This is a genomic window from Lentzea sp. NPDC058450 (assembly GCF_042721395.1).
Classification (GTDB): Bacteria; Actinomycetota; Actinomycetes; order Mycobacteriales; family Pseudonocardiaceae; genus Lentzea.
Genome location: NZ_JBHXLO010000018.1, coordinates 1 through 26,522 on the forward strand (window position 1 = coordinate 1; position 26,522 = coordinate 26,522).

Genomic DNA, 26,522 nt, shown 5'->3' on the forward strand with positions numbered 1-26,522 from the left:
CCCTCATACCGGGCGTATTCGGGCGTTGCGGCGGCACCGCCTCCGGGTCCCTCGGCCGCTGCTGTCGCCCGATGAACTTGCAGGGCAGCGCGCCAGGAAGTCCGCGGGCGGCTGGTACAGCGGCTGCTGGACGCCGTCCGGGATCATGCTCTTCCACTGCGCGGGTGCCGTCCGCGCGACGAACTCGTCCTTCATGCGCACCAGCAGTTCGGGCTGGGTCAGCAGGTCGATCGACGTCGCCGCCAGGTACCGCGCGGCCGACAACGCCGCCTGGTGGCCGATGTTGGTCGAGGCGACCGCCGACACCGCCCAGTTGTGGTGCGGCACGCCGATCGGGAACGTCGCCACCAGCGCGGTGACCTTGGGCGCCTGCCAGCTCACGTCGGCCGCGTCGGTGGACGGGCCGCCGAGGTACACCGGGGCGGGCGCGGTGAGCGGCACGAGGGTGGTCGCCATGCCCGCCTCCGGCCTGCCCAAAGCCCGCTGCAACCCTTTGGCCAACTCCTGGTCGGCGGCGGTGAAGGCGGGCGGGCCGATCTTGACCATGTTGTCGTTGAGCACCTCGGCGGCGACCTTGTTGCCGAGCGAGTTCCAGGTGCCGGAGTGGAACTTGTGCACCAGGCGGGTCTGGCTGGCCTGCGCCGCCGCCTTCGCGCACTCGACGATCTTGTCGTAGAGCACCCGGGCTCGGGCCGGGCTGCCCTCGCGCACGAAGAACCAGATCGAGCACATGTCCGGGGTGACGTTGGGCGCGCCGCCGCCGTTGATGATCGCGTAGTGGAACCGGCCGGACGGCGCCACGTTCTTCTCGCGCAGGTACTCGCTCATCGTGGCCATCAGCAACGCGCCGTCGAGGCCGCTCTTGTTGCCCAGCGGGGTGCCGCCGTGGCCCGCCGCGCCGAGGAACGTGAACGTCGCCGACATCAGCGCCGCCGTGGTGCCCCAGTCGGCGAGCGTCGAGGTCAGCGGGTGCCAGTCGAGGTAGGCGTCGAGTCCGTTGTAGACACCGGCCTTGGCGCTGAAAGCCTTGCCCACCAGCTGTTCCTCGCCGCTGGAGCCGTAGACCTTCAGGGTGCCGGTGAGGTTGTCCTGCTTCATCGCCTTGCTCACGGCGATCGCGGCGCCGATCGAACCCGCGCCCAGCACGTTGTGCGCGTCGCCGTGGCCTGCGCCGTACGTCGGGCCGTAGGCGTCGTAGTTGTAGACCAACGGGTCGTGCGTCGCCACGCCCTTCTTCTGCGACAGACCGGGCAACGCGTCGTACTCGGCGTTGAACCCCAGCACCGGCTTGCCCGAGCCGTAGGTCGCGGTGAACGCCGCCGGGAACCCGCCGGTCCCCCACTCGATCGTGAACCCGTGCCGCTTCAGCAACTCCGCGCTGTCCCACGCGGAGTTCCACTCCCGCAACGACAGCTCGGCGTGCTGCCAGATCCGGTCCGACAGCCCGGTCACCTCGCCGCCGTGGTCGCGCAGCCAGTCGAGCGCGGTCGCCTTGCCCGCGCTGTCCTTCGCGATGCCGGTCGGCGCCGTGTACGTGGCCGGGTCGACACCGATCGACTCGTCGTAGCCCAGCGTGGCCCCGAGCACGGGATCGGCCGCGTACATCGCGGCGGCGCTCGCGGCACCGGCCGCACCGAACGCCTGCAGCATCTTGCGCCGGTTGAGCTGATAGCTCATGGAGAAACCTCTTCAGTCTCGCTCCAGGTATTGCCTCCTTTCCATGAAAACCACGCTCCCGGCGAACAGCGCGAAACAAGACGGAATGCGTCTATCGCGAACGTCACAAAGGCCGGTTCATTTCCCGGTAAAGGCGATTTCAGCGGCCCAGCAGAGCGACGACGAGTGCGGCCACCCCGCCCTGCACGACGGTGAGCACCGCGTCCTTCGCGCCGCCGAGCACCGCCTTGCCCAGGGCGGCGAGCCGGCTCCTGCCGGACTCCACCTCGGCCACCACCGCCGTCGGGTCGTTCACCTGGCCGTTCGGGCCGACCGCGCCGGTGCGGGTCAGGTGGTCGATGAACGCCCGCAGCTCGACCACGGCGGCGTCGACGTCCGCCCTGGTCACGCCACCTGAGTTGTTCACCGTCATGTTGCTGTTGGAGCCGGTCTGCTTGTACTGGCTGCCGTGGACGACGTCGCCCATGTGCGTTCCCTCGCTCGCTCAGTTGTTGATGGTCATGCGGCTGCCGGAGCCGGTCTGCTTCGTCTGGTTGCCGAGCACCAGGTCTCCGTGGACCTCGACGACGTGCTCACGAGTCGGCGGCTTCTCGATCGCGCCGACGATTTCCGCCTCGATTCGGCGGAGTTCCGGAAGATCGGTACCGGACAACGCGGTGTATTGCGTGCCCGCCGTTTCCAGCAACAACGCGTAGTGCTTGCGGCGGAACAGCACGCGGTACAGGAACGCCAGGACGAGATACGCGATCCGGACGCCGAACAGCACCATCGCGCCCATCATCAGATCGGTGATCAGCTGACGGCCGCCGAGGCCGAGCGCGGGCACCCCCACCTGGATCGCCACGGCCACCAGACCGAACAGCAGGAGGAGCACCGCGGTCTCCTTCGGCGGGTACGACGTGGCCTTCCGCCCGCCCCACCGCACCTCCAGCGTCTGCACCCTGGAGATGTTCGCGAGCGGGTACACCTGATGCCCGATGCGGACCGTCCGGGGGTTGATCCGGATCTCGGCGACCTTGTCCCGTGCCATGTCCTCGACGGTAGGAGCGCGGACGGCCGGTGACATCGGGGCCTGCACTGAGAAACCTGTTACGCGCCCCGGCGTTCGGGCGACAACCGGGTGGGGAGGTTCGCGTGGTGGAACCGGTGGGTGCGGCCCGGCACGGCCCGGCGCCGTTGATCGGGGTGCTCGCCGCGGCCGGTGCGTGCTGGGGCGCGCTCGTGCTGGTCGTGACGGCGTCCGGGCAGCACGAGACGTCGACGGGAACGGTGTTCTCGGCGGCGGTCGGCGGGGGTTACCTGCTCACCGGGGTGATCGCCGCGTACCGCAGGCCCGACGTGCCCGCCGTCCGGATCGGCCTGCTGATGGTGCTGATCGGCATCGCCTGGTTCGCCGAGGACGTGCAGATCTCGGTGGATCCCGCGGTGCACACGGCCGGGCTGCTGTTCCGGTCGGCGTCGTCGGCGTTCCTCGTGCACCTGCTGCTCGCCTACCCGGACGGGGTGCTGCGCGCCGGGCTGGAGCGGCTGCTCGCGCGGACCTGTTACGCGGTGGCGTTCGGGCTCGTCCCGCTGAGCGCGCTGTGGCTCGACTCGCTGGTGCCGAACCTGCTGCTGGTGTGGCGGTTGCCGTTCGGGACGGTCGGCAGGGTCGTCGACGGCGTGCAGTTCGTGCTGGGTCTCGCGGTGACGGCGGTGCTGGTGCGGCGCTGGGTGACGGCCAGCAGGCCCGCGCGCCGGGTGCTCGCGCCGGTGTTCGCCGTCGGGTCGTTCGGTGGTGCGACATCGGTGCTGGACGCGTTGCTGGGCACCGGGATCTCCTGGCACCACGAGATCCTGGTGAACCTGACGCGGGCGGCGACGCTCGCGTTGCCGCTGGCGTTCCTCAGCGGTGTCTGGCGGGTGCGGCTCGGCCGGACCTCGGTGGCGAACCTGCTGGCCCGCCTGCCGGGGTCGCCGCCGGAACGGTTGCGCGACCTGCTGGCCGAGGCCCTCGGCGACCCGTCGCTGAAGGTCGGCTACCACCGGCCCGAGCACGACGACTACGTGGACGCCGACGGACGGCCGATCGAACTCGGCCGCGCGTGCACGCCGGTCGACCGCGGCGGACGAAGGGTGGCGGTGCTGGTGCACGACCCCGCGTTGCTGGACGACCATCACGTGCTGAGCGCCGTCGCGTCCGCCGCCGCCCTCGAACTCGACAACCAGCGTCTCGCCGCCGAGGTCCGCGCCCAGCTGGCCGAGGTGAAGGCGTCCCGGGCCCGGATCGTCGCCGCCGGAGACGAGGAACGCCGGCGCGTCGAACGGGACCTGCACGACGGCGCGCAGCAACGGCTGGTCACCGCCGCGCTCACCCTCCGCCTGGCCCGGCAGCGCTCGGCCGGCGACCCCGAGCTGGACGACCTGTTGCGGCGCAGTGCCGACGGCCTGGAGGAGGCGCTGGCCGAACTGCGCGAGCTGGCCAGGGGCATCCACCCGTCGGTGCTGACCGACCTCGGGCTGCTCCCGGCGTTGCGCGCGCTCGCCGCCCGCTCGCTCCAGCCGGTCGACCTGGTCGAGACCGACCTGCCGGACCTGCCCGGCCTGGTCGCCGCCACCGCGTACTACGTGGCTGCGGAAGCGGTGACGAACGCGCTCAAACACGCTGCCGCCCAGCACATCCGCGTCGAGGCCGGTGTCCACGAGGGCTCGCTGCGACTGGCCGTCGTCGACGACGGAACGGGTGGCGCCGCTCCCGCCCTGGGCACCGGACTGACCGGACTGCGGGACCGGGTGTCCGCTGTGGACGGTTCGCTGACCGTCGTCAGCAGCACGACCGGCACCACCGTGATCGCCCTTCTCCCGCTGGAGCGCCCATGACCGGACTCGGGGTGGTCATCGCCGACGACGCACGGCTGTTCCGCAGCGCCCTCGCCGAACTGCTGACGAAGGCGGGCTGCCGCGTCCTCGCCGAGGTCGGGGACGCGGACGCGTTGCTGGCCGCCGTCGAGGCCCACGAACCCGGCCTCGCGGTGGTGGACATCAGGATGCCGCCGGACCACCGCCTCGAAGGCCTGCACGCGGCCGTGCGCATCCGCACGAGCAGGCCGTCGATCGGCGTTCTGCTGCTGTCGCAGTACCTGGAGGTCGCGCACCTGACCGAACTGGTTGGCGACGTCACGCGCGGCGTCGGCTACCTGTTGAAGGACAGGGCGTCCGGCGCCGACTTCCTCGACGCCGTGCACCGCGTCGCCGCCGGTGGCTGCGTCTTCGACCCGGACGTGGTGGCGGCGATGCTCGCCGGTCCGCGCCGCCGGGACCTGCTCGACGGCCTGACCGCCCGCGAGCTCGAGGTGCTCGCGCTCATGGCCCAGGGAATGTCCAACCAGGCGATCGCCGAGCGGCTCAGCCTGACGGGCAAGACCGTGGAGACGCACGTGCGCAGCATCTTCCAGCGCCTCACCCTGCCCGTCGAGTCGGGCCACCACCGCCGGGTGCTCGCCGTGCTGGCCTACCTGCGGTCGCGCTGAGCGAGCACGGCGGCCAGTGCCGGCGCGGACAGCCGCGACTTGGGCAGGAACCCGACGGCGGGTGACCGCCGCACGGCGTCCTCGTACTGGTCGGCCCCGCGCACCGAGCAGAACACGATCGCCGCTTCCGGCACCACCGCCTGCAGATCGGCGCACGCGCTCACGCCGTCGCGGTCGGGCAACCCGATGTCGAGCAGCACCACGTCCGGCCGCACCTCTGCGGCCCTGCGCAACGCGCCCGCGACCGTGCCCGCCTCGCCGACCACCCGGAAACCGCCCTGCTCCAGCAACGCCCTGGCCACAGCGCGAAACGACGCGTTGTCGTCCACGAGCAGCACGTCGTCCACCGCTCCAAGGATGACCATCCGGCGTGAAGGCGGCATCAGGGCTGGCCCTGATGACAGCACGGCTCCGCGCGACGAGCCTGGACCGTGATCGGCGAAGGAGTCAGGACATGAGCGTGCAGGCCGGCTGGCGGTGGTGCGATCGGTGCTACTGCCTGGCGTTCAACGCGTACGGCGACGGGGTGTGCGAGACCGGCGTCCCGCACAACCTCGGTGCCGGCGAGTACTTCCTCGCGGTGGGCGAGGTCCCGGTGGGCAGCCAGCGGGGCTGGCGGTGGTGCGCCCGCTGCCAGAACCTCTGCTTCGGCGGCGCCGGCAGCGGCGACTGGTGCCCGGCGGGCGGTGGCCACGACCACACCGGCAGCGGCGACTACGCGGTCCCGCTGGACACCGTGCCGCCGTCCGCCCAGGAGGGGTGGCGGTGGTGCCGGGCCTGTCTGTGCCTGTCGCTCCTCGACGACGGCTGGGGCCGGTGCGCCACTGGAACGTTCCACGACTTCAGCCTGAGCCGCGCCTACTCGGTGCTGACGGTGATGCCGCCGCCGAGGCCGCGGCTGAGCATCACCGTCCACCGCGACAACGGTGTGCTGATCGTCAACGGGGAGCACTTCACCCCGAACGGCGACGTCAACGTCCGCTACCTCAACGACGGCAGGACGCTCGACCTGCGGGCGCTCGCGAACGAGATCGGCCGGATCTCGCACGTCACCGGCTACCGGCGGACCGAGGGCAGCTGCACCCTGTTCGTGCGTGACGAGACCACCGGCGACCTGGCGATCGGGACGGCGGGCACGTGGGTGCCCGACCGGTTCCCGCTGTCTCCCGTCACCATCGACCCCGGCACCGCGATCGGCGAACCCGACCCCCGGTACGAGTGATCACTTGGCGAGCTCCTGGTCGAGCGCGGCCTTCAGGCCCTCGTAGCTCGCCCGGCCGGTGAACTTGACGCCGTTGACGAAGAACGTGGGCGTGCCCTGCACCCCGACCGTCGCGCCGTCCTTGCGGTCCTTCAGCACGCGGTCGAGCGTGGCCGGGTCGTTCAGGTCGGTCTCGAACTTCGCCATGTCGAGGCCGAGGTCGCGGGCGAAGCGGACGAACAGCTCGCGCTGCTCGACCTGCTTCTCGCCCCACTCGGCCTGGGTCTCGTACATGCGCTTGTACATCGCCTCCAGCTTGCCCTGCCTGCTCGCGGCCTCGACGACGGTCGCCGACAGCTCGGCGTTGCGGTGGCTGGGAATCGGGAAGTACCGCAGCACGAACGTCACGCGGTCGCCGTACTCGGCGCGCAGTTGCTCCACGCTCGGGTAGGCGGCCCGGCAGGACTCGCACTCGAAGTCGAGGAACTCGACGAGCGTCACCTTGGCGTTCGGGACGTCGTTCAGCTTGTGGCTGTCGGGCCGGACGAGCAGGTCGGCGGGCGCGGCGGCGACGGGTCCCGCCGCCCTGGTGGTCCCGGCCTGGGGCTGTGCCGGTGTGGTCAGCCTGCTCATCAGGATGAAGCCGCCGACCACCACCACGACCGTGGCGATGATGATCAACGAGATTCGGGCGTTCTTGGTCATGACGAAAGCACCTCTGCGGGTTCGTGGACGTGGAGCGAGCGCTGAACGGGCTCGGTCTACGTCCGCAACACGCAGAGCTGGGTGAGACGCACTTCCGGACGCCGGCGCGGGCCACTTCGCCGCACGGGTGCCGAGACGGTCACCGGGAACAGAGCGGGGATCCGCAGTACGCCGACGACGAGGAGCACGGCGAACAGCACGGCGAGACAGATCTCCGGAACGCCACCGAGGCCGTCGAGGTCAACGGGCTCGGCGAACACCTGCACGCTGGAGATCGAGCACTCCGCCGAGGGCACGAGGTCGCGTTCGCACGGCGTGCCCTGGAGCAACGCGATCCCCACGGCGAGCGCGAGCACGGCGAAGACGCGCACGAGACTCACTCGCGCGATCTTCCGCATCGTGCCGACCACGGGCCACAGGCTAGCGGTACGGACGTTCCGCGGGTGTCAGGACAGCTCGGTGATGATCTTCTCGATGCGCCGCGTGCGGGTCTCGGGCTGCTTCGCGGCGGCCACGGCCTCGGCGCGCTGCCGCTGGTTGCTGTACGAGAGCGCGGTGAACGCGGCCTTGGCCCCAGGGTGCCGGTCGAGCGCCGCGGCGAGGTCGTCGGGCACCTCCACGGTGCGTTCCGCGAGGTCGGGTTCGAGCGTCACCTCGACCGTCTCCCCGGCGGCGACGCCCGCGGCCTCCCGGTTGGCGGCGCTCAGCGGGAGCATGAAGTCACCGTCGTAGACCGCGACGGTGCTGCGGTAGGTGTGGGCGCCGATCGTCACCGACACCCTCGGCTTCTTGCCCTGCCCGAGCGCCTCGACCACGGCCGCCGGGACGCGGAGACCGGTCGCGGTCTTGCCGTTCAGCTCGACCAGGGTGGTGAACGAGTGGCGCGTCACGGGTCGTCCTCCGGGGATCGGGTGCCCGCATACAAGCACATATGCTGCGGCCGTGCCCGGGACCGCGTTCGACGCCGCCGACCTGCCCGCCTACGAGCCGCCGACGTTCGACGAGGAGGAGCAGGACGGGGACGAGCGGCCGCCGCTGCGGGGCACCACCTCGCCGCCCGCCGGGATGGACGAGGTCGACTGGGCCTCTCTCGAAGACGCCTACGACACGGCCGAGCAGACGCCGTTGTTCATCGAGGCGCTGACGAGCGACGACGCCGGTGACCGGGGCTTCGGGCTGTACGGCCTGTACTCGGCGACGACGCATCAGGGTTCGGTCTACACGGCGTCGGAGGCCGCGATCCCGTTCCTCGTCGACCTGGTCCGCCGCGACAACGCGATGGCCGTGCAGTTCCTCTCCAGGATCGCGGTCGGCGAGACGCACTTCGTGACGCGGCCCGACGACCTCCGCGACGCCTACAGCCAGTACGCGGACGTGGTCGGGGAGTTCGCCGCCGACGTCGAGGCGATGTGGACGCGCACCGGTGACGACGACGCGTTGCGGCTGCTGGTGTTGCTGGGCCGAGAGCCCGAGTTGCCTCCGGTCGGGCCGGACGCGTCCGCGAGCCTGTGCCTGGCGCACGGTTTCGCGGCCGCGCGCGCCAACGGCGTCACCCCGGGTGCGTCGAGGCCTGCCGACGTGCGGGTGGATCACGTTGCGGCGGCACGGGATCTGATGGTTTCGAGCCCGTCGTTGTACGTGCGTTGCGCCGCAGCAGCGTCCATTGTGTACTCCGGGCTCGCCGACGAGCACTCGCTGGCGTTGCTGCACCACCTGGCGCAGGGCGAGTACCCGGTGTTCGACTCGTGGACCGGCGACATCGCCGACCTGGCCGCCGCGGCGTGGACGTTCGGCACGACCGACGACGACCTGCTCGGCACGCCCTCGCACAGCAAGCCGACCCTCCACACCAGACTGCTCGAACGGATGACCCGGCAGTTCCGTCACAGCAGCGAGGTGTACCGCCCGGTCGCGCCGGACGAGCTGACGGCGGCCCAGCGCACCACCCTGGAGACCGCCCTGCGGTCCTCGCCCGAGACGATCACCGGCGCGGACGTCACCTACCGGTGGCTCGACGTGCCCGGCTCGGTGCCGGCGGCCCAGCGGCTGCTCGGTACCGCGACCGGCGAGCTCACCCGGCGCACCTCGCACGGCCTGCTGTGGTTCGTGCTGGAGGACGGCCTGCTCGCCGAGGGCGACCGGAAGACCGCACTCGCCGCACTGGCCGAGGTCGACGCGTGGGCCGCACTCGGCGAGGTGTTCACCGCACCCCGGCCGGACAGCAAGGCCGAGAAGATCTCCCTGACCGTGCGCCACTTCTACGGCGACGGCAGGGAGAACGCCGCGACCCTCACGCTGTGCTCGCTCTTCGCCGACGCGCTGGGCGGGTACCGCGACCGGGCCGAGGCGTTCCTGGACGAGTGGCGGCCGGTGGTGTCCGAAGTGGAGGGACAGGACCTGGCGTTCCAGGTGCCCGGCCAGCGCATCGGCACGGCGCTGGCGGCGCTCGCCCGGTCAGGCGGGCTGGACGAGCGCTTCCACCCGATGGTCCAGCACTACCACCGGTTCCCGCGGTACTCGACGGTGCCGTTGCCGCTGCTGCGGGAGATCGCCGAGGTGCTGCCGCCGGACGTCCGCGCCGCCAAGCTCGCCGAGTGGGCGGACTGACGCCTCAGGCGACCTTCGTCGAACCGCCGTCCACCGACCAGTTCGAGCCGATGACGCTCGGCATCGTCGGCGACGCGAGCACCAGCACCGCGCGGGCGATCTCGTCCGGTTCGATCATCCGGCCGGTCAGCATGCCGAGCTCCTTCGGCAGCGCGGCCAGCAGGTCCGCGTGCCCGACGCCGATCGCCCCGGCGACCTGGGACATGTAGCCGCCCTCCCCGGCGATCGTGTGGGTGCGGGTGAGCGACGGCGACACGGCGTTGACGCGCACGCCTTCGGGGCCCACGCGTTCGGCGAGGGCGCGGGTGAACATGTTGATCGCCGACTTGGCCACCGCGTAGGGCAACGGGGTGGCGCCGGGCGCGCCGATCCGCCGCCCGCTGTCGGAGCTGATGTTGATGACGGCTCCACGGGCCTCGGTCAACGCGGGCAGCGCGGCCCTCGTGACGCGGACGGTGGCGTGCAGGTTCAGCTCGAAGACGTCCTGCCAGATGTCGTCACCGCCGTCGAGCACGTCGCCGAACGAGCCGTCCGGCAGGCCGTCGCCACCCCCGGCGTTGTTGACGAGGACGTCGAGCCGCGGGTTCGCCGCCAGCACCGCCTCGACGGCACGGCGTGGTCCGTCCGCTTCGGACAGATCGGCCGGGACGAAGGTGGCGCCGGTGGCCTCCAGTTCGGGGGTGGTGCGGCGGGACACGGCCACGACGTCCGCGCCCTCCGCCCGGAACGCCCGCACGATCGCGAGGCCGATGCCCTTGCTGGCGCCCGTCACGAGCACGCGCTTCCCGGCGAGGTTCAGATCCATGACTCTCAGCTCCTTGTCGACTGACCGATGCCATAAATGCAACACCGCCGTCTCACTTCTGTCAACAAGTGAGACTTGCGTGTTGCATTTATCCTGGTCGTTAGGCTGGGTCACCACCATGGAGGTCAGATGAGCGCGCCCACCCCGCCCCGGTCGGTCCGAGCGGACGCCGAACGCAACGTGACGCGCATCCTGGAGGCCGCCAAGATCGTCCTGGCCGACGACCCGACGGCCTCACTGGAGCGCATCGCGGACGAGGCCGGACTCGCGCGCGCCACCGTGCACCGCCGGTTCTCCTCGCGCAAAGCGCTGTTGGAGGCGTTGTTCTGCCAGCTCAACGACCAGTACCTGCACGCGCTGAACGAGGCCAGGGCGGAGACCGCGCCCCCGCTCGTCGCGCTGCACCGGATCACCGAGCTGGTCATCGAGATCAAGTTCCGGCACCGGCTGGCCGTCGAGATCGTGAACGGCAGCGGCGTCGGCCACTCGTTCCTGAGCGCCGAGGTCCAGGACCGGGCGCGGGCGCTGTTCGTCCGGCTGCACGAGACCGGTGCGATCACGGCGGCGAACCCGACGTGGTGCCTGCGCGTCTACCTCGCGATCCTCGACGAGGTCCACCAGCTGCCGGCCGGAGCGCCGGAACTGGGCGACGGCGACGACCTCGCCGCGCGCACGGCCCTGCAGGTCTCGACGGTCCTGGGAGCGCTCGGCCACCGCTGACGGCGCCCGGACGTCCCCGCTGACGGTCTGCGGCTGAGGTCAGATCGTCGGTGCGGCGGACGGCATCCGGCCGCCCAGCAACCGCGTGGCCTGCTCGGCCGCGTCGACGATCAGGTCGATCCACTCGGTCGCCCTGGCGAGCGGGATGCGCAACGTCGGACCGCTGATCGTCAACGCTCCCACCAGGTCCGCGCCCGCGTTGAACACCGGCGCGGCGAGACCGGAGGCGCTCTCCTCGCGTTCCCCGACGGAGATCGCGTAGCCGTCCGCGCGGGTCTGCTTCACCGCGAGCCGCAGCTCGTCGGCACTGGTGATCGTGCTGCCGGTGATCTGGCCCAGCGGGTGCGACAGCACGCTCTGCGTCAGCTTCTCGTCCCACGCCAGCAGCACGCGGCCGGCGGCACCCGCGTGCAACGGCAGGATCTTGCCGACGTGCATCTCGCGCCGCAGCGGGTGGTCGGTCTCCGCCATCGCCACGCACACGCGGTATTCCTGCTCGGCGCGGAAGAAGCACGTCGTCTCCCCCGTCACGTCGCGCAGCTCGCGCAGCACCGGGAGGAGCAGTGGCGGTCCAGGATGCCGAGCGCGGCCATGTTCGTGACGAGGCGCTGCACCGTCGAGGTGGGGAACCCGGTTACCGACACACGGACCGGAACGCGTGCCGGGCCTTGACCTCCACCGAACTGGAGGGTGTTCGCTGCGATCATGGAGATCACCGGACTGGGCTGGCTGGGCACGAAGACCAGGCACGCGAGCGCGTTGGCGGACTTCTACGGCGAGGTGCTCGGGCTGCCGCTCGTGCACCGGGAAGAGGGCTTCTGGGCGTTCGGGTTGCCCGACGGGCGCAACGTCGAGGTGTTCGCCGAGGACTACCGGACCAAGGAGCACTTCGTGACCGGCCCGGTCGCCGGGTTCGCGGTGCGGGACCTGCCGGCCGCCGTCGCCGAACTCGAGGCGGCCGGGATCGAACTGCTCGGCACCCCCGGCCCGACCTGGCAGCACTTCCGCGCACCGGACGGCAACGTCTACGAGCTCGTCGCCGCGGACGGCGAGCACGAGTTCTGACGAACACGCCCGTCACATGACGGGCGCTGCGGGCCGCGCTCCCGTCCAGGATGGAGTCGATCGACACCGACCGCGACGGGAGCACGGACATGGCGAACACGACTGCGGGCGTCGACCCGGCGGCGGCACCGAGCGGGACCGGGTGCACCGAGTGCGAGTCGGCCGGGGGCTGGTGGTTCCACCTGCGGCGGTGCGCGCAGTGCGGCCACATCGGCTGTTGCGACTCGTCACCGTCCCAGCACGCCACGGCGCACTTCCAGGCCACCGGCCACCGGATCCTGCGCAGCTTCGAACCCGGCGAGGAGTGGTTCTGGGACTTCGAGACGCAGACGGGTTTCGAAAACGGGCCTGAGCTGGCCGCGCCCGCCCATCACCCGCTCGACCAGCCCGCGCCCGGACCCGCCGGTCGCGTGCCCTCCGACTGGATGGAGAGGCTGCACCAGTAGTCCCGCCGGGCGGACGAGCTGTTCCGGTCCGCCAGGTGGCCTACGTTGGGATGCAACGACTTTCGGCCCGGCAGAGCCTGGCGTGGTCGTCGTGGCACCGGAATGATCGGACGCATGACCGGGGGCACGTGGGAACGTGAGGTCGCGGAGAACGCGCGTCGGCTCGGAGCGTTGCGGGACAGGCTGTCCGCGCAGACGGTGCGGGAGGTCTCTCGCGACGGGACGGTCGAGGTGAGCGTCTCCACGAGTGGTGCGCTCACCGGGCTGGTGTTGCGCGAAGGACGGTTCCGGGAACCGCTGCCCGTCATCGCGGCGCAGGTCATGGACTGCGTTCGCCGTGCGCAGGCAAGGATTCCGGAGCTGATGGGCCAGGCGATGGCGGAGACGATCGGGCCGAACGACCCGGCGGCGCAGCTGATCCTGGCCGAGACGCGAGAGCGCTTTCCCGAGCCACCGCAACCGAGGGACGCGCCTCCCCCGCCGCCGGTACCGCAGTCGGGACCGCCACCGGCACGTCGCGGCCAGGACGGGGACGACTGGGACGGGCCGGAGATCTTCGAACGCGGCTGAACCCGCTTTGCGCTGTACGGCCGAACTTCGGCGGTAGCGGTGTCGTCACGGGTTGTGGCTGGGCCATTGTTGACGGTGACGGGTGTGGGGTGACACCGGGAGCGGCGATGCGGGATGGCTACAGCGTTTCAGCCTCGGTCCTCGTGGAGCAGGCGCGCAGGGTGGGTGAGCTGGCGGCCGAACTGCAGGCGGCGGCGGACGCGGCGGGATCGATCGCGCTGACGCCCACGGCGTTCGGAGATGCCGCCGGCGCAGCGGTTCCGGCACTGGACCGGCTCGGTTCCGACGTGCTCGACGCGGTGGTCGCCGCGCTGAACACGTTGACGGAGACCGGTTCCCGGCTGCGGGCGACAGCGCAGGAGTACGAACAGCGCGAGACCGACGCGGTGACGTCGTTCGGCGCGCTCGGGGAACCGGACTCGAGCGGACTCTCGGCATGACCACCGCCGAGCAGCTGGCCACCACCGTCTCCGGCGGCGAGTGGGTCGCACCGGCACTGCGCAACGGCGCCGTGCCCCAGAACGGGACGCGCCCGGCGCAACGGCTGGCCGCGGCCGGGCTCGGCGACCTCGTGTCGTTGATCGAGCCGATCCAGCAGGCCGTGGACCGGATGGTGGTCGACGGGTCGGTCGCCGCGTTCACCGATGCCGTGCACCGCGCCGGCACCGCCGTCGAGGAGGTCGGGCGTGAGTTCGTGCGCGCCGCGAAAGCGGGTGAGGCCGACTGGACCGGAGACGCCGGTGACCGCTACCGGGAACGGGCCGCGGCGGTCAGCCAGGCGCTGGCCGGTGTCTCCCGGCTGCTGGCGGCCGGTGGGGCGGCGGCGCGGCTGATGAGCGCCGCCGTCGGGTCCGCGCGGGCGCAGGCCGACGCGTTGCTCGACCACTGCGTCACCCAGCTGATCTCCTACGTGCAGCTGGCGCTTTCCGTGCAGGGCGGGAACTCCGTCGCCATCCGCGCGGAAGCCGCGCAGCTCGTCGCCTCCTACGCACGGCCCGTGGCCGATCTCGAACAGATGCTGCGCCAGACCGCGAGCCGGCTGGGCGGTGCGTCCGGCGTGGGCCAGGCCGCCGAGGTGCTGACCGGGTTGCGCCAGGCCTTCGTGCTCCCGGCCGCTCAGGGCGCCAACGACTTCACCCGGGCGGCCGGCGGGGTCTCCCTCGGCGACCCGTACCTGGTCAAGGCCTCGTTCGACGGCACCACCAGCGGCACCGGCGACACCAGGAACGTCCAGATGGCAGCCGCCGGCGGCTGGCGGAACACCTGGCGCCCGAGCGTCCAGAAGGGGAAAACCCCCGGCGGCAGGCCCGGCACGCAGCGGCCCGGTTCCATCGGACGCCCGGTCGGTTCGCCGGGCTCCGCCCAGAAGGTCACCGGCCGCAAGACCGACCCGTTCGACCTGACCAAGCTCCGGCCCACTCCCCGCAACAAACCCGGCCTCGACCGCTCCAAGCCGAAGGACCGCGAGGAGATCCAGGAAGCCGCCGAGGAGATCCACCACCAGCTCGAAGAGACGCTCATCGACCTCACGAACGGCATGCGCGACGAGGTGGTGCACGACCTGGCCAACGCGCGCAAGGGCTACCCGGCGGACTGGACCGGCGAGCAGGTCATCGGCGCCGAGACGGACAAGCGCGTCGGGCAGTGGATCAAGGACAACCACGACAGCCTGATCGACCCCGGCAGCGGCTGGCGGGTGCGCACGCAGGTCGCGTTCATGAATCCCGAGGCCGAGGTGCTGTGGGGCACGGACAGGTCGAAGCGCCCGGACATCATCCTCGAGCGGGAGATCCCCAATCCCAAGTGGAACGGCGGCGCGAACGGGTTGCCGCAGTACGGGCACGAGGTCGTCACCGCCTACGACGTGAAGACCGGCGAAAAGGGCATCCAGGCCGACTGGGCCCGGGACGTGAAGCGGAGGCTCGACCCGCTGTTCGAGCCGGTGGAGATCCATCCCGACCGGGGCATGGTGGACCGGAACTCGTTGCGGGGCATGCGGATCAAGTGACCCGGCCGCATCGGGTCCGCGTTCCGCCGGCCGCGGAACGCGAACCCGGTGCGTCTCACCAGCCGGAGTTCCCCGCGCCGCGCTGCACGGTGTAGCGGTTCTCGTCGTTGGTCATGCCCTGGCTGCCGGTTCCCTTGACGCCGCTGACCGTCACCCGGTCGAAGCGCCCGGTGCCGGACACCAGGTTGAAGTGCATCCCGTGCGACCCCGCGTTGGACACCGCCACGCCCTTGTCGTCGGTGAACGCGTCGGTCGCCCCGCCCGTGCCGGTGATCCGGACGTCGGACACCGTCAGGTTCGTGATCGCCTTGTTCCAGCTGAACAGGATGCCGTGGTAGCTCGCGTCGTTGATCTCCAGGTCCTTCAGCACCAGCGCGCCGGTGATGTCGGACTTCTCGGCGAACACCCAGACCGCGCCGGTGTGCGTGTTCCAGTCCCAGTTGCGGGTACCGGCCCGGGTCAGCGTCGTGCGCTGCACGGAGGTCGTGCCACCGAACGGCTTGGCGTCGTGCCAGCTCGACACCATCACGCCGGAGCCGTTGAAGACGGTGTCGCTGATGAGCGTGTCCTCGATGCGGTTGTCCGTGCCGCCGTAGATCGCGGCGCCGTTCGCGAGGATCGGCAGCGCGATGGTGTTGAACGCGAACACGCTGCGGCTGACCGCGTTGTTCGGGTTCCACGACCACATGGCCATGCCGTCGTCGCCGGTGTTGCGGAACGTGCTCTGCTCCACCCGGACGTTGGTGGTGGGGCCGTTGTTGCCGTTGATGTTGAGCCCGTCGGCCATCGTGTTGCGGACGCGCAGGGCCGCCGCGTAGAAGCCGTCGCCCTGCTTGAGCCACAGGCCGGTCTTGGCGTGGTTGGTGGCCACGTTGAAGACCGTCGCGCCCGAACCGTTCTCCACCTCGATGAACGAGTCGGAGTTCGGGGCGTCGTCGGGGTCGCGGGTGGTGACGTCGCCGTCGAAGGTGAGGTCGGCGATCGTCGCGGCACCGGTGATGGCGAACCCACCACGCCTTGCCGCGCCGTTGAGGACCGTGTGCCAGATGCCGGCGCCGCGGACGTCGACGCCGCTGACGTTCACGATGCTGTTGAGGTTGTAGGTGCCCGCGGGCAGCCACACGCCCTTGGCCGTGGTCCCCTGTGCCGCCGTGATGGCCGCACGGATGGCCGCGCTGTCGTCGGCACCGTCACTCGGGTTCGCGCCGTGGTTGCGGACGTCCACATAACCGGCCGGGGCGGTGGTCGCGGTGGCGATCTCGGCGTCCACCAGGTCCACGGTGATGTAGGCGCTCGCCGTGGTCTCCTTGGCCAGGCGGATCACCGTGCCCGCCGGGTAGGTCTGCGGGAGCAGGACGCGGGCGTCGTCGAAGTAGCGGTGGGGACGGGCGCCGCCGGGACCTTCGGCGAACGGGTAGCCGCCGTACATCCAGCTGTACTTCGAGGTCAGCGCCAGGTCGGCGACCTTCGTGGCGCCCGCGTACACGGCCAGGGGCGTGGTGGTGCCGTCCGGGATGCTCGCGCGGACGGTGAGGGCGTTGGCGGGCTTGGTCAGCGTGACCTGCACGTACTGGTTGCCGGTGAGCTTGACCGCGCTGCGGCCGGACGCCTCGGCGGCCTCGGTGGTGTAGGTGCGGGTCGGGGTCAGCTTGGTGCCGGTGGTGGTGCCGGACTCGGCTTCGTAGCTGGTGAACGGGATGGTGGCGCCTCGTGTGGCGAGGGAGGCCGAGCCCGTGACGGCGATGTTGTCGAGCACGGCACCCGTCGCGTTCTGGTAGCCGATCAGGTTCACGCCCGCCCGGAGAGCAGCGGTGTGGGTGATCGTGCGCCAGCCGCTGCCGCTCGTCAGGGAGAGCTGGGTGCCCTGCACGCCGTTGACGTACGGGGTGACGTTGCCCGATCCGGTGTAGCGCAAAGTGATCGTCGCGGTGCCGGCCGCCGTCTGGTTGATCGTCCTGATCACGCGGGCAGAAGTGCTCGGCAGGGACACCGCCGAGGATCCGGTGGCGCCCGCCGGGGCGGTCGTGACGGCGCCGCCGCCGAGGAAGCCGGTCTCCAATTCGATCGTGCCCTCGGGGGTGGTGGTCTCCGGGGTGAGGGCGATGTTGTCGAGGTTGATGTTGCCGTTGTCGTTGGCGCCGAACGACACCACGACGGTGTTGGCGCCCGCGACGGACCCCACCGAGACGCTCGTGGTGGACCAGTCCGCCCAGGAGTCCGTCGCGGGCAGCGAGACCTGTTGTGCGGTGCCGTTGGCCGTCACGGTCATCGTGCGGGACGTGCCGGTTCCGTTGGCGTAGCGCAGGGTCAGGCTGGATCGCCCGGCCGTGCCGGTGACGGAGAACGTCGCCGCGGCTCCTCGGTTGGCGTCCACGAAACCGCCGACGTAACCCGAGCCGGTGTACCCGGCGTGCTCGGACTCCACCCGCGCGCCACCGGACAGCACGGCGGACTCGGCCTCGCCCGCGGTCAGCGCGACGGGCTCGACGGACAGCGAGTCGATGTTGACGTTGCCGTTGTCGCCGCTGCCGTAGGACACCGCGAGGGTGTTGGCGCCGCCGTTCAGGGTGACGCTCTGGGTCGCGCTCCCCCACGACGCCCAGCCCGCCGTGGCCGGGAGCGAGACCTGGCGGGCGGAGCCGTTGACGGACAGCGTGACGGTGCGGGCCGAGCCGGTTCCGTTGGCGTAGCGCAGGACCAGCTGGTTCGTGCCCGCCGTCGCACCGCTCGTCGTGACCGTCAGCGCGGCACCGCGGTTGGTGTCCACGAAACCGCCGACGTAGCCGGAGCCGGTGTACCCGGCGTGTTCGGTCTCGGCGCGGGCGCCGCCGGACAACGCGGCGGACTCGGCCTGGTAGACCGCGGGGGCGGCCGACACCGTTGGTGTGACGGCGATTCCGCCCACTACTAAGACGGCCACCACGGCCGCGCGGATCTTCGACAACATCGTTGTTGTTCTCCTGAGGACTGGGGACAGGGGACCTAGCCTTTGACCGCGCCTTCGAGCGCGCCGCTGTTCAGGAACAGCCGTTGGAACACCAGGAACAGCGCCACCGGGATGACCGACGAGATGGCGAGCGCGGCGAGGAACACGTCGAGCTCGACGTAGCGCTGCAACGCGGGCAGCCGCACGGACAGCGGCTGCACCGCCGGGTCGGGCAGCACCAGCAACGGCCAGAGGAAGTCCTTCCAGCTGGCCACCACCGCGAACACCGACACCACGCCCAGGATCGGGCGCGAGAGCGGCAGCACCACCGACCAGAACACCCGCACGGGACCGGCGCCGTCGACCCTCGCGGCCTCCAGCACCTCGCGCGGCAGGTTCGCGAAGAACCGTTGCACCAGCACGACGTTGAACGCGCTGGCACCGGCGGGCAGCCACACGGCCCAGAACGTGTTGATCATCCCGGTGCGCACGACCGTCAGGTACAGCGGCACCAGCAGCACGATCGCCGGGACGAACAACGTGCCCAACACGATCGCCGTGATCAACGGCCCGTAGCGGGGCCGCAGCACCGCCAGCGCGTACCCGGCCGTGGTGGCGACGACGAGCTGCACGAGCCAGGACCCGGCGGCGATCACCACGGTGTTGAGGAAGTACCTGTCGATCTCCACCCGCGTCCAGGCCGTGGCCAGGTTGGCGAGGTCGACCCCGGCCGGGAAGAGCGCGAGCGGCGTGCGCAACGTGTCCTGCGTGGGCGTGATCGCGGCCTTGGCCAGCCACAGCATCGGCCCGAGCCCGGTCAGCAGCAACGCCCCGAGCAGCACCGACTGCACGACCCGCAACGCTGCCCGGATCCCCGGGGTCCTGCGTTCCGAGGGTGAGATCAGCCCGCGCTTCACGACGTGCTCCAGGATCTCGTGATCCGCAGGTACAGCGCGGAGAGCACGGCCAGGACGGCGGCGAGCATGATGCTCAGCGCGGTCGCGGCGCCGTAGTCACCGCCGAGGCTGCTGGCGAACGCGTAGTCGTAGATCAGCAAGAGCACCGTCATCGTCGAGTTGGCCGGACCACCGCCGGTGAACAGGAACGGTTCGAGGAACACCTGCGCGGTCCCGATGATCTGCAGGATGAACGTCACCAGCAGCACGCCCCGCAACCGCGGCAACGTCACGTGCCAGATCTTGCGCCAGATCCCCGCACCGTCGATCTCGGCGGCCTCGTACTGGTCGGCGGGCACGCCGGCGAGCGCGGCGAGGTAGATGATCACCGTGCCGCCGGCCGCCGCCCACGTCGCCTCCAGCACGAGCGCGGGCATGGCGCTGCCGGGGTTCTGCAGCCACTGCCACGGCCCGAGCCCGACCCACCCGAGCACCGTGTTGAAGACCCCGGACGGGCTGGCGTCGTAGAAGAACTTCCACAGCAGCACGGCGACCACCGGCGGCACCACGACGGGCAGGTAGGCGAGCGCGCTGAACAACCCTCTGCGCGCCCGCACCTCGCTGATCAGCACGGCGGCGACGAGCGGGATCGGGTAGCCGAACAGCAGCGCCAGCACCGCGAACCACGCCGTGTTGCCGATAGCGGTCCACAAGAGAGGGTCGTTCACCACCTGAGCGAAGTTGTCCAGGCCGACGAACTCGACCGGCCCGACCAGGTTCGTCCGCTGGAAGCTCATCACCACCGACTGCACGATCGGCGCCCACGAGAACACCCCGAACACCAGCAGCAACGGCAGCAGGAACAACAGCGTGGTCAGCCCGCCGCGGCGAACCCAGTTCACCACCGGCTCAGCCCCGGCCGATCGTGGCCTGCGCGTCGGCGTCGGCCGTCTTCAGCAGTGCGGCGATGTCGGCGTCCCGCTCGGTCAGCAGCTTCTGCACCGTCGTGTCCAGGATCTTGTAGACCTCCTGGGTCGACCTGGTCGGCTCGGTGACGAGCGGCTGCCCGAACATGGCGTCGGTGTACGGCTTCATCTGCTGCAACGGCACGTTGACGTACTGCTTGACCCATTCCTGCTGCTTGTCGTACGTCGCGCGGTCCACCACGGGCAGCGCGGGCACCCCGACGGGCTGCTTGGTGTCGGCGAGCGTCTTCGCGTCGGCGGTGGCGGCGTCCTGGTTGGTCAGCTTGCCCATGTAGTAGAAGTCGATCCACTTCACGGCGGCGTCCTTGGCCTTCTCCCCCGCGTTCGAGCTGACGACCGCGAGCGTGCCGCCGCCGAGCACCCCGGCGTCGGGCTTGTCGGCCAGCGGGAGCGCGGCCACGCCGTAGTCGGCGGGCTTGAGGCCGTTCTGGGTCACCAGGTTGCCGTAATTCCCGCCGCCCGAGACGTACATGCCGATCCGGCCCGCGGCGAAGTCCTGGTTGATGCCCGCCCAGTCGTAGAGGAAGTTGGCGCCCATCGAGTTGTCGTCCCAGCGCATGGCCCGCAGGGACTTGAGCACCTCGGCCATCTCCGGCGTGTCCACAGTGGATTCGGCCTGGTCACCGCTGATCTTCTCGGTGCGACCGCCGAACGCGTAGTCCAGCGTGGTCAGGATCCAGCCGCCGGTGTTGCCCTGGGTCATCTGCGCGTAGCCGGCCTGGCCGGTCCGTTCGGCGATCTGCTTGGCGGCCGTGCGCACCTCGGCCCACGTCGTCGGCGGCTTGTCGGGGTCGAGCCCGGCCTGGGTGAACAGCGTGCGGTTGTAGTGCAACGCCTGGCCGTAGGCCGCGATCGGGACGGCCCACTGCTTGCCGTCCGACGACTGGCCGGCCTTGGCGACGGTCGGGTTGAGCGCCTTCGCGTACGGCAGCGTCGACACCTGGGTGCTGATGTCGGCGATCTGGCGGCGTTCGATCAGGCCCCGGCCGTCGGTGAACGGCACGGTCAGCACGTCCGGCGCGGTGCCGCCCGCGAGCTGGGCGGTGAACGTCGCCGCGGTCCAGGTGTACTCCTGCGGCTTGACGTCGACGTCCGGGTTGGCCTGCTCGAACTGGGCGACGCGGGCGTTGAACGCCTCGATCGCCTTGGCCTCCAGGCCCGCGTCCATGGCAACGGTGAGGACGACCTTGCCGTCGGCGTTCAGCTCGTCGTCGGCGGTGGAGCAGGCGGCGAGGGTCAGCGCGAGGGCGATGAGTGTCAGGCGGTGGGACTTCATTGTCTCTCCTGGGTACTTACGCGCGGAGCCATGCGGCGGCGTCGACGGGCAAGAACGTGGTGCTGAGCGCAGAGCTCACGAGCAGAACTTCCTGGTGCGGTGGCAACTCCAACGGCTCGGGCCCGAAGTTGACCACGCACACCACGTCACCGCGGCGGAAGGCGATCGCGTCCGGCCCCAGGTCCACCCACTCGAACGACTCCCCGCGCAGCCCCGCCTCGGCCCGCCGCACCCCCAGCGCCGTCCGGTACAGCGCCAGCATCGAGCCCGGGTCGTCCCGCTGCGCCTCGACCGACCGGCTCCCCCAGCCGTCGGGCTGCGGCAACCAGGTCGCAGCACCGTCCTCGGGCCCGAACCCGCACGACCGCCCCTCCCGCGTCCACGGCAGCGGCACGCGGCACCCGTCCCGGCCGGGGTCGACGCCGCCGGACCGGAAGTGCATCGGGTCCTCGAGCACCTCCAGCGGCAGGTCCTCGACCTCGGGCAACCCGAGCTCGTCGCCCTGGTAGAGGTACAGCGCGCCGGGCAACGCCGCCGTCAGCAACGCCGCCGCCCGCGCCCGCCGCTCCCCCAGCTCCAGGTCGGTGGGCTGCCCGAACCTCTTGGCCAGGAACGAGAACGACGTCTCGGCGCGGCCGTACCGGGTCACCGGACGGGTCACGTCGTGGTTGGACAGCACCCACGTGGCGGGCGCGCCGACCGGGGCGTGGGCGTCCAGAGTGGACGCGATCGAGTCGCGGAGCTCCTTGGCGTCCCAGGGACGGCCCATGAAGTCGAAGTTGAAGGCCGAGTGCATCTCGTCGGGGCGCAGGTAGCGGGCGAAACGCTTCTGGTCGTCCAGCCACACCTCGCCGACGAGCACGCGCGGTTCGGCGTAGGAGTCGGCGACGGCACGCCAGCCCCGGTAGATGTCGTGGAGCTCGTCGCGGTCGATGAACGGGTGCTCGCCGTCGGCGTGCGTCTCCGGCACCTCGGGCAGCGCGGGGTCCTTGACCGGCATGGACGCCGAGTCGACGCGGATGCCGGCGACGCCCCGGTCGAACCAGAAGCGCAGCACGTCCTCGTGCTCGCGGCGGACGTCGGGGTGGTTCCAGTTGAGGTCGGGCTGCTCGGGGGCGAACAGGTGCAGGTACCACTGGCCGTCGGCGACCTGGGTCCAGGTGCCGCCCGCGAAGCTGGACCGCCAGTTCGTCGGCGCGGCATCGCCGTCGCGGAACCAGAAGCGCTCGCGTTCCGGCGAACCGGGCCCGGCGGCCAGCGCGGCCTGGAACCAGGCGTGCTCGCTCGACACGTGGTTCGGCACCACGTCGACGATCGTGCGGATGCCGAGCGCGGCGGCGTCGGCGATGAGCGCCTCGGCGTCGGCGAGCGTGCCGAACGCGGGATCGATGGCGCGGTAGTCGGCCACGTCGTAGCCGCCGTCGGCCATCGGCGAGAGGTACCAGGGCGTGAACCAGATGGCGTCCACGCCGAGGTAGCGCAGGTGGCCGAGCCTCGACCGCACGCCGGCGAGGTCGCCGACGCCGTCACCGCTCGCGTCGGCGAAGCTGCGCGGATAGATCTGGTAGATGACCGCGGTGCGCCACCACGGCGGGTCCGTCGTCACGGCTGCTTGTCCCCTCACTCGACTTCAGGCGCGCAACACCGCGCCGATCATCGCTGATCAGAGTAGGTATAGCGCTAAATCGTCGTGGTGTGGAAAGCTAGCCTGCGGCACGGAAGGTGTCAACGACGGAATCGGAGGGGCAGCACTTGCGGGTCACCTTGAAGGACATCGCCGAAGCGGCCGGCGTCAGCGTGATGACGGTGTCCAACGTGATCAACGGCAAGAGCGCGCGCGTCTCGGCCGACACCGTCGAACGGGTGCGGCGGATCATCGACGAACGCGGCTACGTCCCCAGCGCGTCGGCCCGCAGCCTCGCCGCGAACCAGTCCCGCCTGGTCGGCCTGCTGGTGCCCGCCGCCAGCGAGGACAGCCTCGCGATCAGCCCGCACAACATCGCGATCATCGGCCAGATAGAGCGCCGCCTGCGCAAACGCGGCTACCACCTGCTGCTGCGCGGCGTCGCCGACACCTCCGAGATCGGCGAGGCACTGCGCTCGTGGAGCCTCGACGGCGCGGTGCTCCTGGGGTTCCTCGACGAGGAGATCTCCGACCTGCGCCGCCAGGTCACCGGCGCGACGCCGGTCCTCGCGATCGACAGCTACGCCCCCAACCCGCTCACCACGGGCGTGCGTTCCGACGACTTCACCGGCGCCCGCCTGGCCGCCGCGCACCTGCTGTCCCTGGGCCACCGCAGGATCGTCTTCGCCGGCCCGTCCTTCACCGACGTGGGTGTCGTGCACGAACGCTTCCTGGGCTTCCAGAAGGCCTTCGAGGAATCCGGTCTGTCCACCGAGGACTGTCCGATCGAGACGCTGAACACCACGCACGAGAACGGCGTCGCCCTCGGCAGGCGCTGGGCCGTGGCCCACCCCGATGCCACGGCGGTGTTCGCCACCGCCGACATCCTCGCGATCGGCATCATCGAGGGCATGCTCCAGGCCGGAGTGAGCGTGCCGGACGAGGTGTCGGTGGTCGGCTTCGACGACCTCGACATCAGCGCGTACATCACGCCGAAGCTGACCACCATCGCGCAGGACATCGTCGGCAAGGCGACCCACGCCGTCGACCGCCTGCTCACCCTCATCGACGGCGGCGACCGCCCGGCCGACCCCCTGGTCCTGGACGTGCGCCTGGTCGAACGGGGCTCGACCGCACCCGCACGCTGAAACATCGCCGCGGCCGGAGGGTCGTCCCCCGGCCGCGGCGGCTCAGCACACTCAGATGCGCTCGGACTCCACGGTGGTCGCCGGCGGCTGCGCGGCGGGCTGCTCGCGGTTCTCCAACTTGATGCCGCACTTGCTCACCAGAGCGACACCGGCACCGATCGTCGTGGCCACCGGGGCGGCCAGCGCCGCCACGACGCCGAGAGCCACCGGCACCTCCAGAACCACGTCGTCCTTGCTGTCCCGCACGACCACGCGGCGGTTGATGCCCTCGCTGACCAGGCCGCGAACGGCGTCGACCACCGAGTCGACGGCGGATCGGGCGGACTCGGGCTTGGGTTCGCTCATGACTCTCCTAGAACTGCGGTTGATCCCTGACAACTACAGAGTGCCCGCGTCCGGTCACGATGCCATCAGGGTTTCCCCTGACGATCGCCTGATATCCCCCTCAGCCTCAGGTCTGGTTGCCCGAACGAACAGCCGTGAGCCCCCACGTCGAGTACCTCAAGGTGACCGTGTCGCCGGTCACAGCACCGACGGCGGCGAGCGACGAGTCCACATCAGACGGTGGCAGCATCGTGAGACCGCCGGAGGTCGGAATCATGTCCAGCAGTTCGGCACGAGTACAGGAGCGTTCCCAGTCGTGCCGCCAGATCTCCGGCTCGCCGAACCCACCAGCCGCACGGATTCCGTCGGCAGCCCGGACGTACAGCCCTTCGTACGCGTCCAACATGGACGTTCGAGGCACGATCGGCGAGTCGGGGAGCAAGCGCCGGAACTCCGAGGCCAGCACGGAAGCAACGGCCTCGGGAAGTTCGTAGACGTGCCCGAACGGCGACAGCACGCCTCCCGGACGCAGGACCAGCGCCGCCTTCCGGGCACCCGCGACCGGCTCGATCCAGTGCCAGGCCGTCCCGGACACGACGGCGTCGAAGACACGCCCGGCCGGCTCCCACTCCTCGAACGTCGCGACCTCGACGGCGACGCCGGTCCCCGACGCGAACTCGGCCATCCGCCGGTCCGGCTCCACTCCGAGGACCGCACGGCCGCGTTCCAGCAGCTGACGGGCGACGATGCCGGTCCCACACCCGACGTCGAGGACGTCGTGGCCGACCAGCCGATCGAGCACCGGCTCGGGATAAGCGGCACGGGTGCGGTCGTAGCGGGCGGGGTCGGTGCCGAACGACTCCGCCACCGCTCGATGACTGTGCGGCGGTAAAGTGACCATGCGCCCACTCTAGTGGGCAAGCGCCCACTAAGGAGTAGTCATTGCCCACCGGGGTAGCGCTGCGCGACGCGCGCCAGCAGCTGTTCGACGCCGCCGCACGCGTCCTGCTCAGGGACGGCGCGAGCGAGCTGACCAGCAGGTCCGTCACGACCGAGGCGGGCGTGGCCAAGGGCGTCCTGCACCGGCACTTCACCGACTTCGACGGCTTCCTCACCGAACTGGTGCTGGACCGGATCTCCCAGGTCAACGCGCAGTCGGCCGAACTGCAGCACGCCGCAGGATCCGGCACCGTCGCGAACAACCTGACGAACGCCCTGATCAGAGGCTTCGACCCGGTCATGGTGGCGATCATCGTCCTGGTCATCGCCCGTGACGAGCTGCGCCGCCGCCTGCGGGAGGCGGGCACCTCCCGACTGCCACTGGTAGGCGAAGCGACAGCCCTGGTCGCCGACTACCTGAAGGCCGAGCAGAACGCGGGCCGGATCGCCCCAGACGCCGACATCGACGCCCTCGCACCCACGGTGATCGGCGCCGCACACCTGCGGTTCACCGAGTCGAGTGACGTGCCGGCGGACGAAGTGCGGAAAGTCGTCACGACGGTGCTGGCAGGCGCCATCCGGGAATGAGGCCGGACACAGCGAAAGCCAGCGCCGGAGTGGAAGACAGACACACCCAGTCGAGTGACACTGCGTAACACGATCTTGGCGGGCTGCGACAGGCCACACATGCGCATTGCCGTTGCCGCCCTTTTGCTGTTGCTCACCGCCTCCGCGTGTGGAACCGCGCCGCCCTCGACGACCGCCGCGAGCACACCCGCAGCGACCACCCCAGCGCCGCTCCAGACGACGGCACCAGCCGCAGCCACCACGGTCGCGCCCGCACCGGCAGTGAAGACCTGCACGGTCCCCGACGTCGTCGGCATGATCCACCAGACCGCGCAGGACACCATGCAGAAGGCCGGCCTGTTCCTCCTGACCGAGGAAGACGCCAGCGGTCAGGGCCGACTGCTCATCAACGACCGCAACTGGAAGACCACGAAGCAGAACGTGGCGGCCGGCACGGTCGTCGACTGCAACACGAAGATCCTCCTGTCCGCCGAGAAGATCGACTGACGGCGAAGCGTCCACG

The 26,522-nt window shown here is 70.8% G+C and carries 29 protein-coding genes; 13 read left to right on the top strand and 16 right to left on the bottom strand.

Annotation, left to right across the window (positions count from 1 at the left end; all coding sequences use genetic code 11):
* Positions 1-3: 3 nt before the first annotated feature.
* From ACFWNN_RS26155 to ACFWNN_RS26165, 3 genes are all read right to left on the bottom strand, one after another.
* Positions 4-1,677: an amidohydrolase gene (locus ACFWNN_RS26155; RefSeq protein ID WP_382442557.1), complete on the bottom strand. Its 1,674-nt coding sequence runs from the start codon at positions 1,675-1,677 to the stop codon at positions 4-6.
* 139 nt (positions 1,678-1,816) lie between these two features.
* Complete coding sequence (locus ACFWNN_RS26160; protein ID WP_382442558.1) at positions 1,817-2,143, bottom strand: hypothetical protein; 327 nt, start codon at positions 2,141-2,143, stop codon at positions 1,817-1,819.
* A gap of 18 nt (positions 2,144-2,161) precedes the next feature.
* Positions 2,162-2,707, bottom strand: a complete 546-nt coding sequence (locus ACFWNN_RS26165; RefSeq protein WP_382442559.1) for a DUF6232 family protein — start codon at positions 2,705-2,707, stop codon at positions 2,162-2,164.
* Positions 2,708-2,811: 104 nt separating this feature from the next.
* Between ACFWNN_RS26165 and ACFWNN_RS26170 the strand changes: the two genes are divergently transcribed.
* Positions 2,812-4,536 (top strand): histidine kinase, encoded by a 1,725-nt coding sequence (locus tag ACFWNN_RS26170; protein WP_382442560.1) that lies wholly within the window; start codon positions 2,812-2,814, stop codon positions 4,534-4,536.
* The gene (locus ACFWNN_RS26175) at positions 4,533-5,186 is read left to right on the top strand and encodes a LuxR C-terminal-related transcriptional regulator (protein ID WP_382442561.1); all 654 of its coding nucleotides are present in this window, start codon (positions 4,533-4,535) and stop codon (positions 5,184-5,186) included. Before ACFWNN_RS26170 ends, ACFWNN_RS26175 begins: the two co-directional genes overlap by 4 nt.
* Here the strand turns inward: ACFWNN_RS26175 and ACFWNN_RS26180 are convergent.
* Positions 5,168-5,533: a response regulator transcription factor gene (locus tag ACFWNN_RS26180; protein ID WP_382442562.1), complete on the bottom strand. Its 366-nt coding sequence runs from the start codon at positions 5,531-5,533 to the stop codon at positions 5,168-5,170. The genes ACFWNN_RS26175 and ACFWNN_RS26180 overlap by 19 nt on opposite strands.
* A gap of 107 nt (positions 5,534-5,640) precedes the next feature.
* On the opposite strand from ACFWNN_RS26180, the gene ACFWNN_RS26185 reads away from it, so the two are divergent.
* On the top strand, positions 5,641-6,408 hold the full coding sequence (locus tag ACFWNN_RS26185; protein WP_382442563.1) for a hypothetical protein: 768 nt from the start codon (positions 5,641-5,643) through the stop codon (positions 6,406-6,408).
* Here ACFWNN_RS26185 and ACFWNN_RS26190 read toward each other — a convergent pair whose 3' ends face one another.
* Genes ACFWNN_RS26190 through ACFWNN_RS26200 form a run of 3 tightly spaced genes read right to left on the bottom strand, consistent with a single transcriptional unit; the run spans position 6,409 to position 7,982 of the window.
* Positions 6,409-7,092 carry a DsbA family protein gene (locus tag ACFWNN_RS26190; protein ID WP_382442564.1) on the bottom strand — a complete coding sequence of 228 codons (684 nt, stop codon included), beginning with the start codon at positions 7,090-7,092 and terminating at the stop codon, positions 6,409-6,411.
* Between the two features lie 56 nt (positions 7,093-7,148).
* On the bottom strand, positions 7,149-7,502 hold the full coding sequence (locus tag ACFWNN_RS26195) for a hypothetical protein (protein ID WP_382442565.1): 354 nt from the start codon (positions 7,500-7,502) through the stop codon (positions 7,149-7,151).
* Positions 7,503-7,538: 36 nt separating this feature from the next.
* Positions 7,539-7,982 (bottom strand): YdeI/OmpD-associated family protein, encoded by a 444-nt coding sequence (locus ACFWNN_RS26200; protein WP_382442566.1) that lies wholly within the window; start codon positions 7,980-7,982, stop codon positions 7,539-7,541.
* Between the two features lie 52 nt (positions 7,983-8,034).
* Here ACFWNN_RS26200 and ACFWNN_RS26205 point away from each other — a divergent pair, with 52 nt between their 5' ends.
* Complete coding sequence (locus ACFWNN_RS26205) at positions 8,035-9,699, top strand: hypothetical protein (RefSeq protein ID WP_382442567.1); 1,665 nt, start codon at positions 8,035-8,037, stop codon at positions 9,697-9,699.
* Between the two features lie 4 nt (positions 9,700-9,703).
* On the opposite strand, the gene ACFWNN_RS26210 is transcribed toward ACFWNN_RS26205, so the two are convergent.
* Entirely contained in the window at positions 9,704-10,504 is an 801-nt protein-coding gene (locus ACFWNN_RS26210; RefSeq protein ID WP_382442568.1) for an SDR family NAD(P)-dependent oxidoreductase, read from the bottom strand.
* A gap of 129 nt (positions 10,505-10,633) precedes the next feature.
* Here ACFWNN_RS26210 and ACFWNN_RS26215 point away from each other — a divergent pair, with 129 nt between their 5' ends.
* Complete coding sequence (locus ACFWNN_RS26215) at positions 10,634-11,224, top strand: TetR/AcrR family transcriptional regulator (protein ID WP_382442569.1); 591 nt, start codon at positions 10,634-10,636, stop codon at positions 11,222-11,224.
* A 39-nt stretch (positions 11,225-11,263) separates the two neighbouring features.
* Here ACFWNN_RS26215 and ACFWNN_RS26220 read toward each other — a convergent pair whose 3' ends face one another.
* Positions 11,264-11,776, bottom strand: coding sequence for an IclR family transcriptional regulator (locus ACFWNN_RS26220; RefSeq protein ID WP_382442570.1), 513 nt, complete (start codon positions 11,774-11,776; stop codon positions 11,264-11,266).
* 153 nt (positions 11,777-11,929) lie between these two features.
* Between ACFWNN_RS26220 and ACFWNN_RS26225 the strand changes: the two genes are divergently transcribed.
* The 5 genes from ACFWNN_RS26225 (at position 11,930) to ACFWNN_RS26245 (ending at position 15,313) form a co-directional block, all read left to right on the top strand.
* Complete coding sequence (locus ACFWNN_RS26225; protein WP_382442571.1) at positions 11,930-12,289, top strand: VOC family protein; 360 nt, start codon at positions 11,930-11,932, stop codon at positions 12,287-12,289.
* A gap of 89 nt (positions 12,290-12,378) precedes the next feature.
* On the top strand, positions 12,379-12,735 hold the full coding sequence (locus ACFWNN_RS26230; protein WP_382442572.1) for a UBP-type zinc finger domain-containing protein: 357 nt from the start codon (positions 12,379-12,381) through the stop codon (positions 12,733-12,735).
* A 114-nt stretch (positions 12,736-12,849) separates the two neighbouring features.
* The gene (locus ACFWNN_RS26235) at positions 12,850-13,305 is read left to right on the top strand and encodes a YbaB/EbfC family nucleoid-associated protein (protein WP_382442573.1); all 456 of its coding nucleotides are present in this window, start codon (positions 12,850-12,852) and stop codon (positions 13,303-13,305) included.
* Between the two features lie 107 nt (positions 13,306-13,412).
* Positions 13,413-13,745: a hypothetical protein gene (locus ACFWNN_RS26240; RefSeq protein ID WP_382442574.1), complete on the top strand. Its 333-nt coding sequence runs from the start codon at positions 13,413-13,415 to the stop codon at positions 13,743-13,745.
* Positions 13,742-15,313, top strand: coding sequence for a hypothetical protein (locus ACFWNN_RS26245; RefSeq protein ID WP_382442575.1), 1,572 nt, complete (start codon positions 13,742-13,744; stop codon positions 15,311-15,313). Before ACFWNN_RS26240 ends, ACFWNN_RS26245 begins: the two co-directional genes overlap by 4 nt.
* Positions 15,314-15,368: 55 nt before the next feature.
* Here the strand turns inward: ACFWNN_RS26245 and ACFWNN_RS26250 are convergent, their stop codons facing one another.
* Genes ACFWNN_RS26250 through ACFWNN_RS26270 form a run of 5 tightly spaced genes read right to left on the bottom strand, consistent with a single transcriptional unit; the run spans position 15,369 to position 23,003 of the window.
* Complete coding sequence (locus tag ACFWNN_RS26250; RefSeq protein WP_382442576.1) at positions 15,369-18,260, bottom strand: carbohydrate-binding protein; 2,892 nt, start codon at positions 18,258-18,260, stop codon at positions 15,369-15,371.
* Between the two features lie 35 nt (positions 18,261-18,295).
* Positions 18,296-19,156, bottom strand: coding sequence for a carbohydrate ABC transporter permease (locus ACFWNN_RS26255; protein ID WP_382442577.1), 861 nt, complete (start codon positions 19,154-19,156; stop codon positions 18,296-18,298).
* Positions 19,153-20,037 carry a carbohydrate ABC transporter permease gene (locus ACFWNN_RS26260; RefSeq protein WP_382442578.1) on the bottom strand — a complete coding sequence of 295 codons (885 nt, stop codon included), beginning with the start codon at positions 20,035-20,037 and terminating at the stop codon, positions 19,153-19,155. The genes ACFWNN_RS26255 and ACFWNN_RS26260 overlap by 4 nt, the downstream gene beginning before the upstream one ends.
* Before the next feature lie 7 nt (positions 20,038-20,044).
* Positions 20,045-21,397 carry an ABC transporter substrate-binding protein gene (locus ACFWNN_RS26265; RefSeq protein ID WP_382442579.1) on the bottom strand — a complete coding sequence of 451 codons (1,353 nt, stop codon included), beginning with the start codon at positions 21,395-21,397 and terminating at the stop codon, positions 20,045-20,047.
* Positions 21,398-21,413: 16 nt separating this feature from the next.
* Positions 21,414-23,003 carry an alpha-amylase family glycosyl hydrolase gene (locus tag ACFWNN_RS26270; RefSeq protein ID WP_382442580.1) on the bottom strand — a complete coding sequence of 530 codons (1,590 nt, stop codon included), beginning with the start codon at positions 23,001-23,003 and terminating at the stop codon, positions 21,414-21,416.
* Between the two features lie 146 nt (positions 23,004-23,149).
* Here ACFWNN_RS26270 and ACFWNN_RS26275 point away from each other — a divergent pair, with 146 nt between their 5' ends.
* Complete coding sequence (locus tag ACFWNN_RS26275; protein WP_382442581.1) at positions 23,150-24,169, top strand: LacI family DNA-binding transcriptional regulator; 1,020 nt, start codon at positions 23,150-23,152, stop codon at positions 24,167-24,169.
* Positions 24,170-24,220: 51 nt separating this feature from the next.
* On the opposite strand, the gene ACFWNN_RS26280 is transcribed toward ACFWNN_RS26275, so the two are convergent.
* Together ACFWNN_RS26280 and ACFWNN_RS26285 are read right to left on the bottom strand one after the other, a co-directional pair.
* The gene (locus ACFWNN_RS26280; protein ID WP_285640644.1) at positions 24,221-24,514 is read right to left on the bottom strand and encodes a DUF4342 domain-containing protein; all 294 of its coding nucleotides are present in this window, start codon (positions 24,512-24,514) and stop codon (positions 24,221-24,223) included.
* A gap of 106 nt (positions 24,515-24,620) precedes the next feature.
* The gene (locus ACFWNN_RS26285) at positions 24,621-25,394 is read right to left on the bottom strand and encodes a class I SAM-dependent methyltransferase (protein WP_382442582.1); all 774 of its coding nucleotides are present in this window, start codon (positions 25,392-25,394) and stop codon (positions 24,621-24,623) included.
* Between the two features lie 41 nt (positions 25,395-25,435).
* On the opposite strand from ACFWNN_RS26285, the gene ACFWNN_RS26290 reads away from it, so the two are divergent.
* Complete coding sequence (locus ACFWNN_RS26290; RefSeq protein WP_382442583.1) at positions 25,436-26,020, top strand: TetR family transcriptional regulator; 585 nt, start codon at positions 25,436-25,438, stop codon at positions 26,018-26,020.
* A gap of 99 nt (positions 26,021-26,119) precedes the next feature.
* Positions 26,120-26,506: a hypothetical protein gene (locus tag ACFWNN_RS26295; RefSeq protein ID WP_382442584.1), complete on the top strand. Its 387-nt coding sequence runs from the start codon at positions 26,120-26,122 to the stop codon at positions 26,504-26,506.
* Positions 26,507-26,522 lie beyond the last annotated feature (16 nt).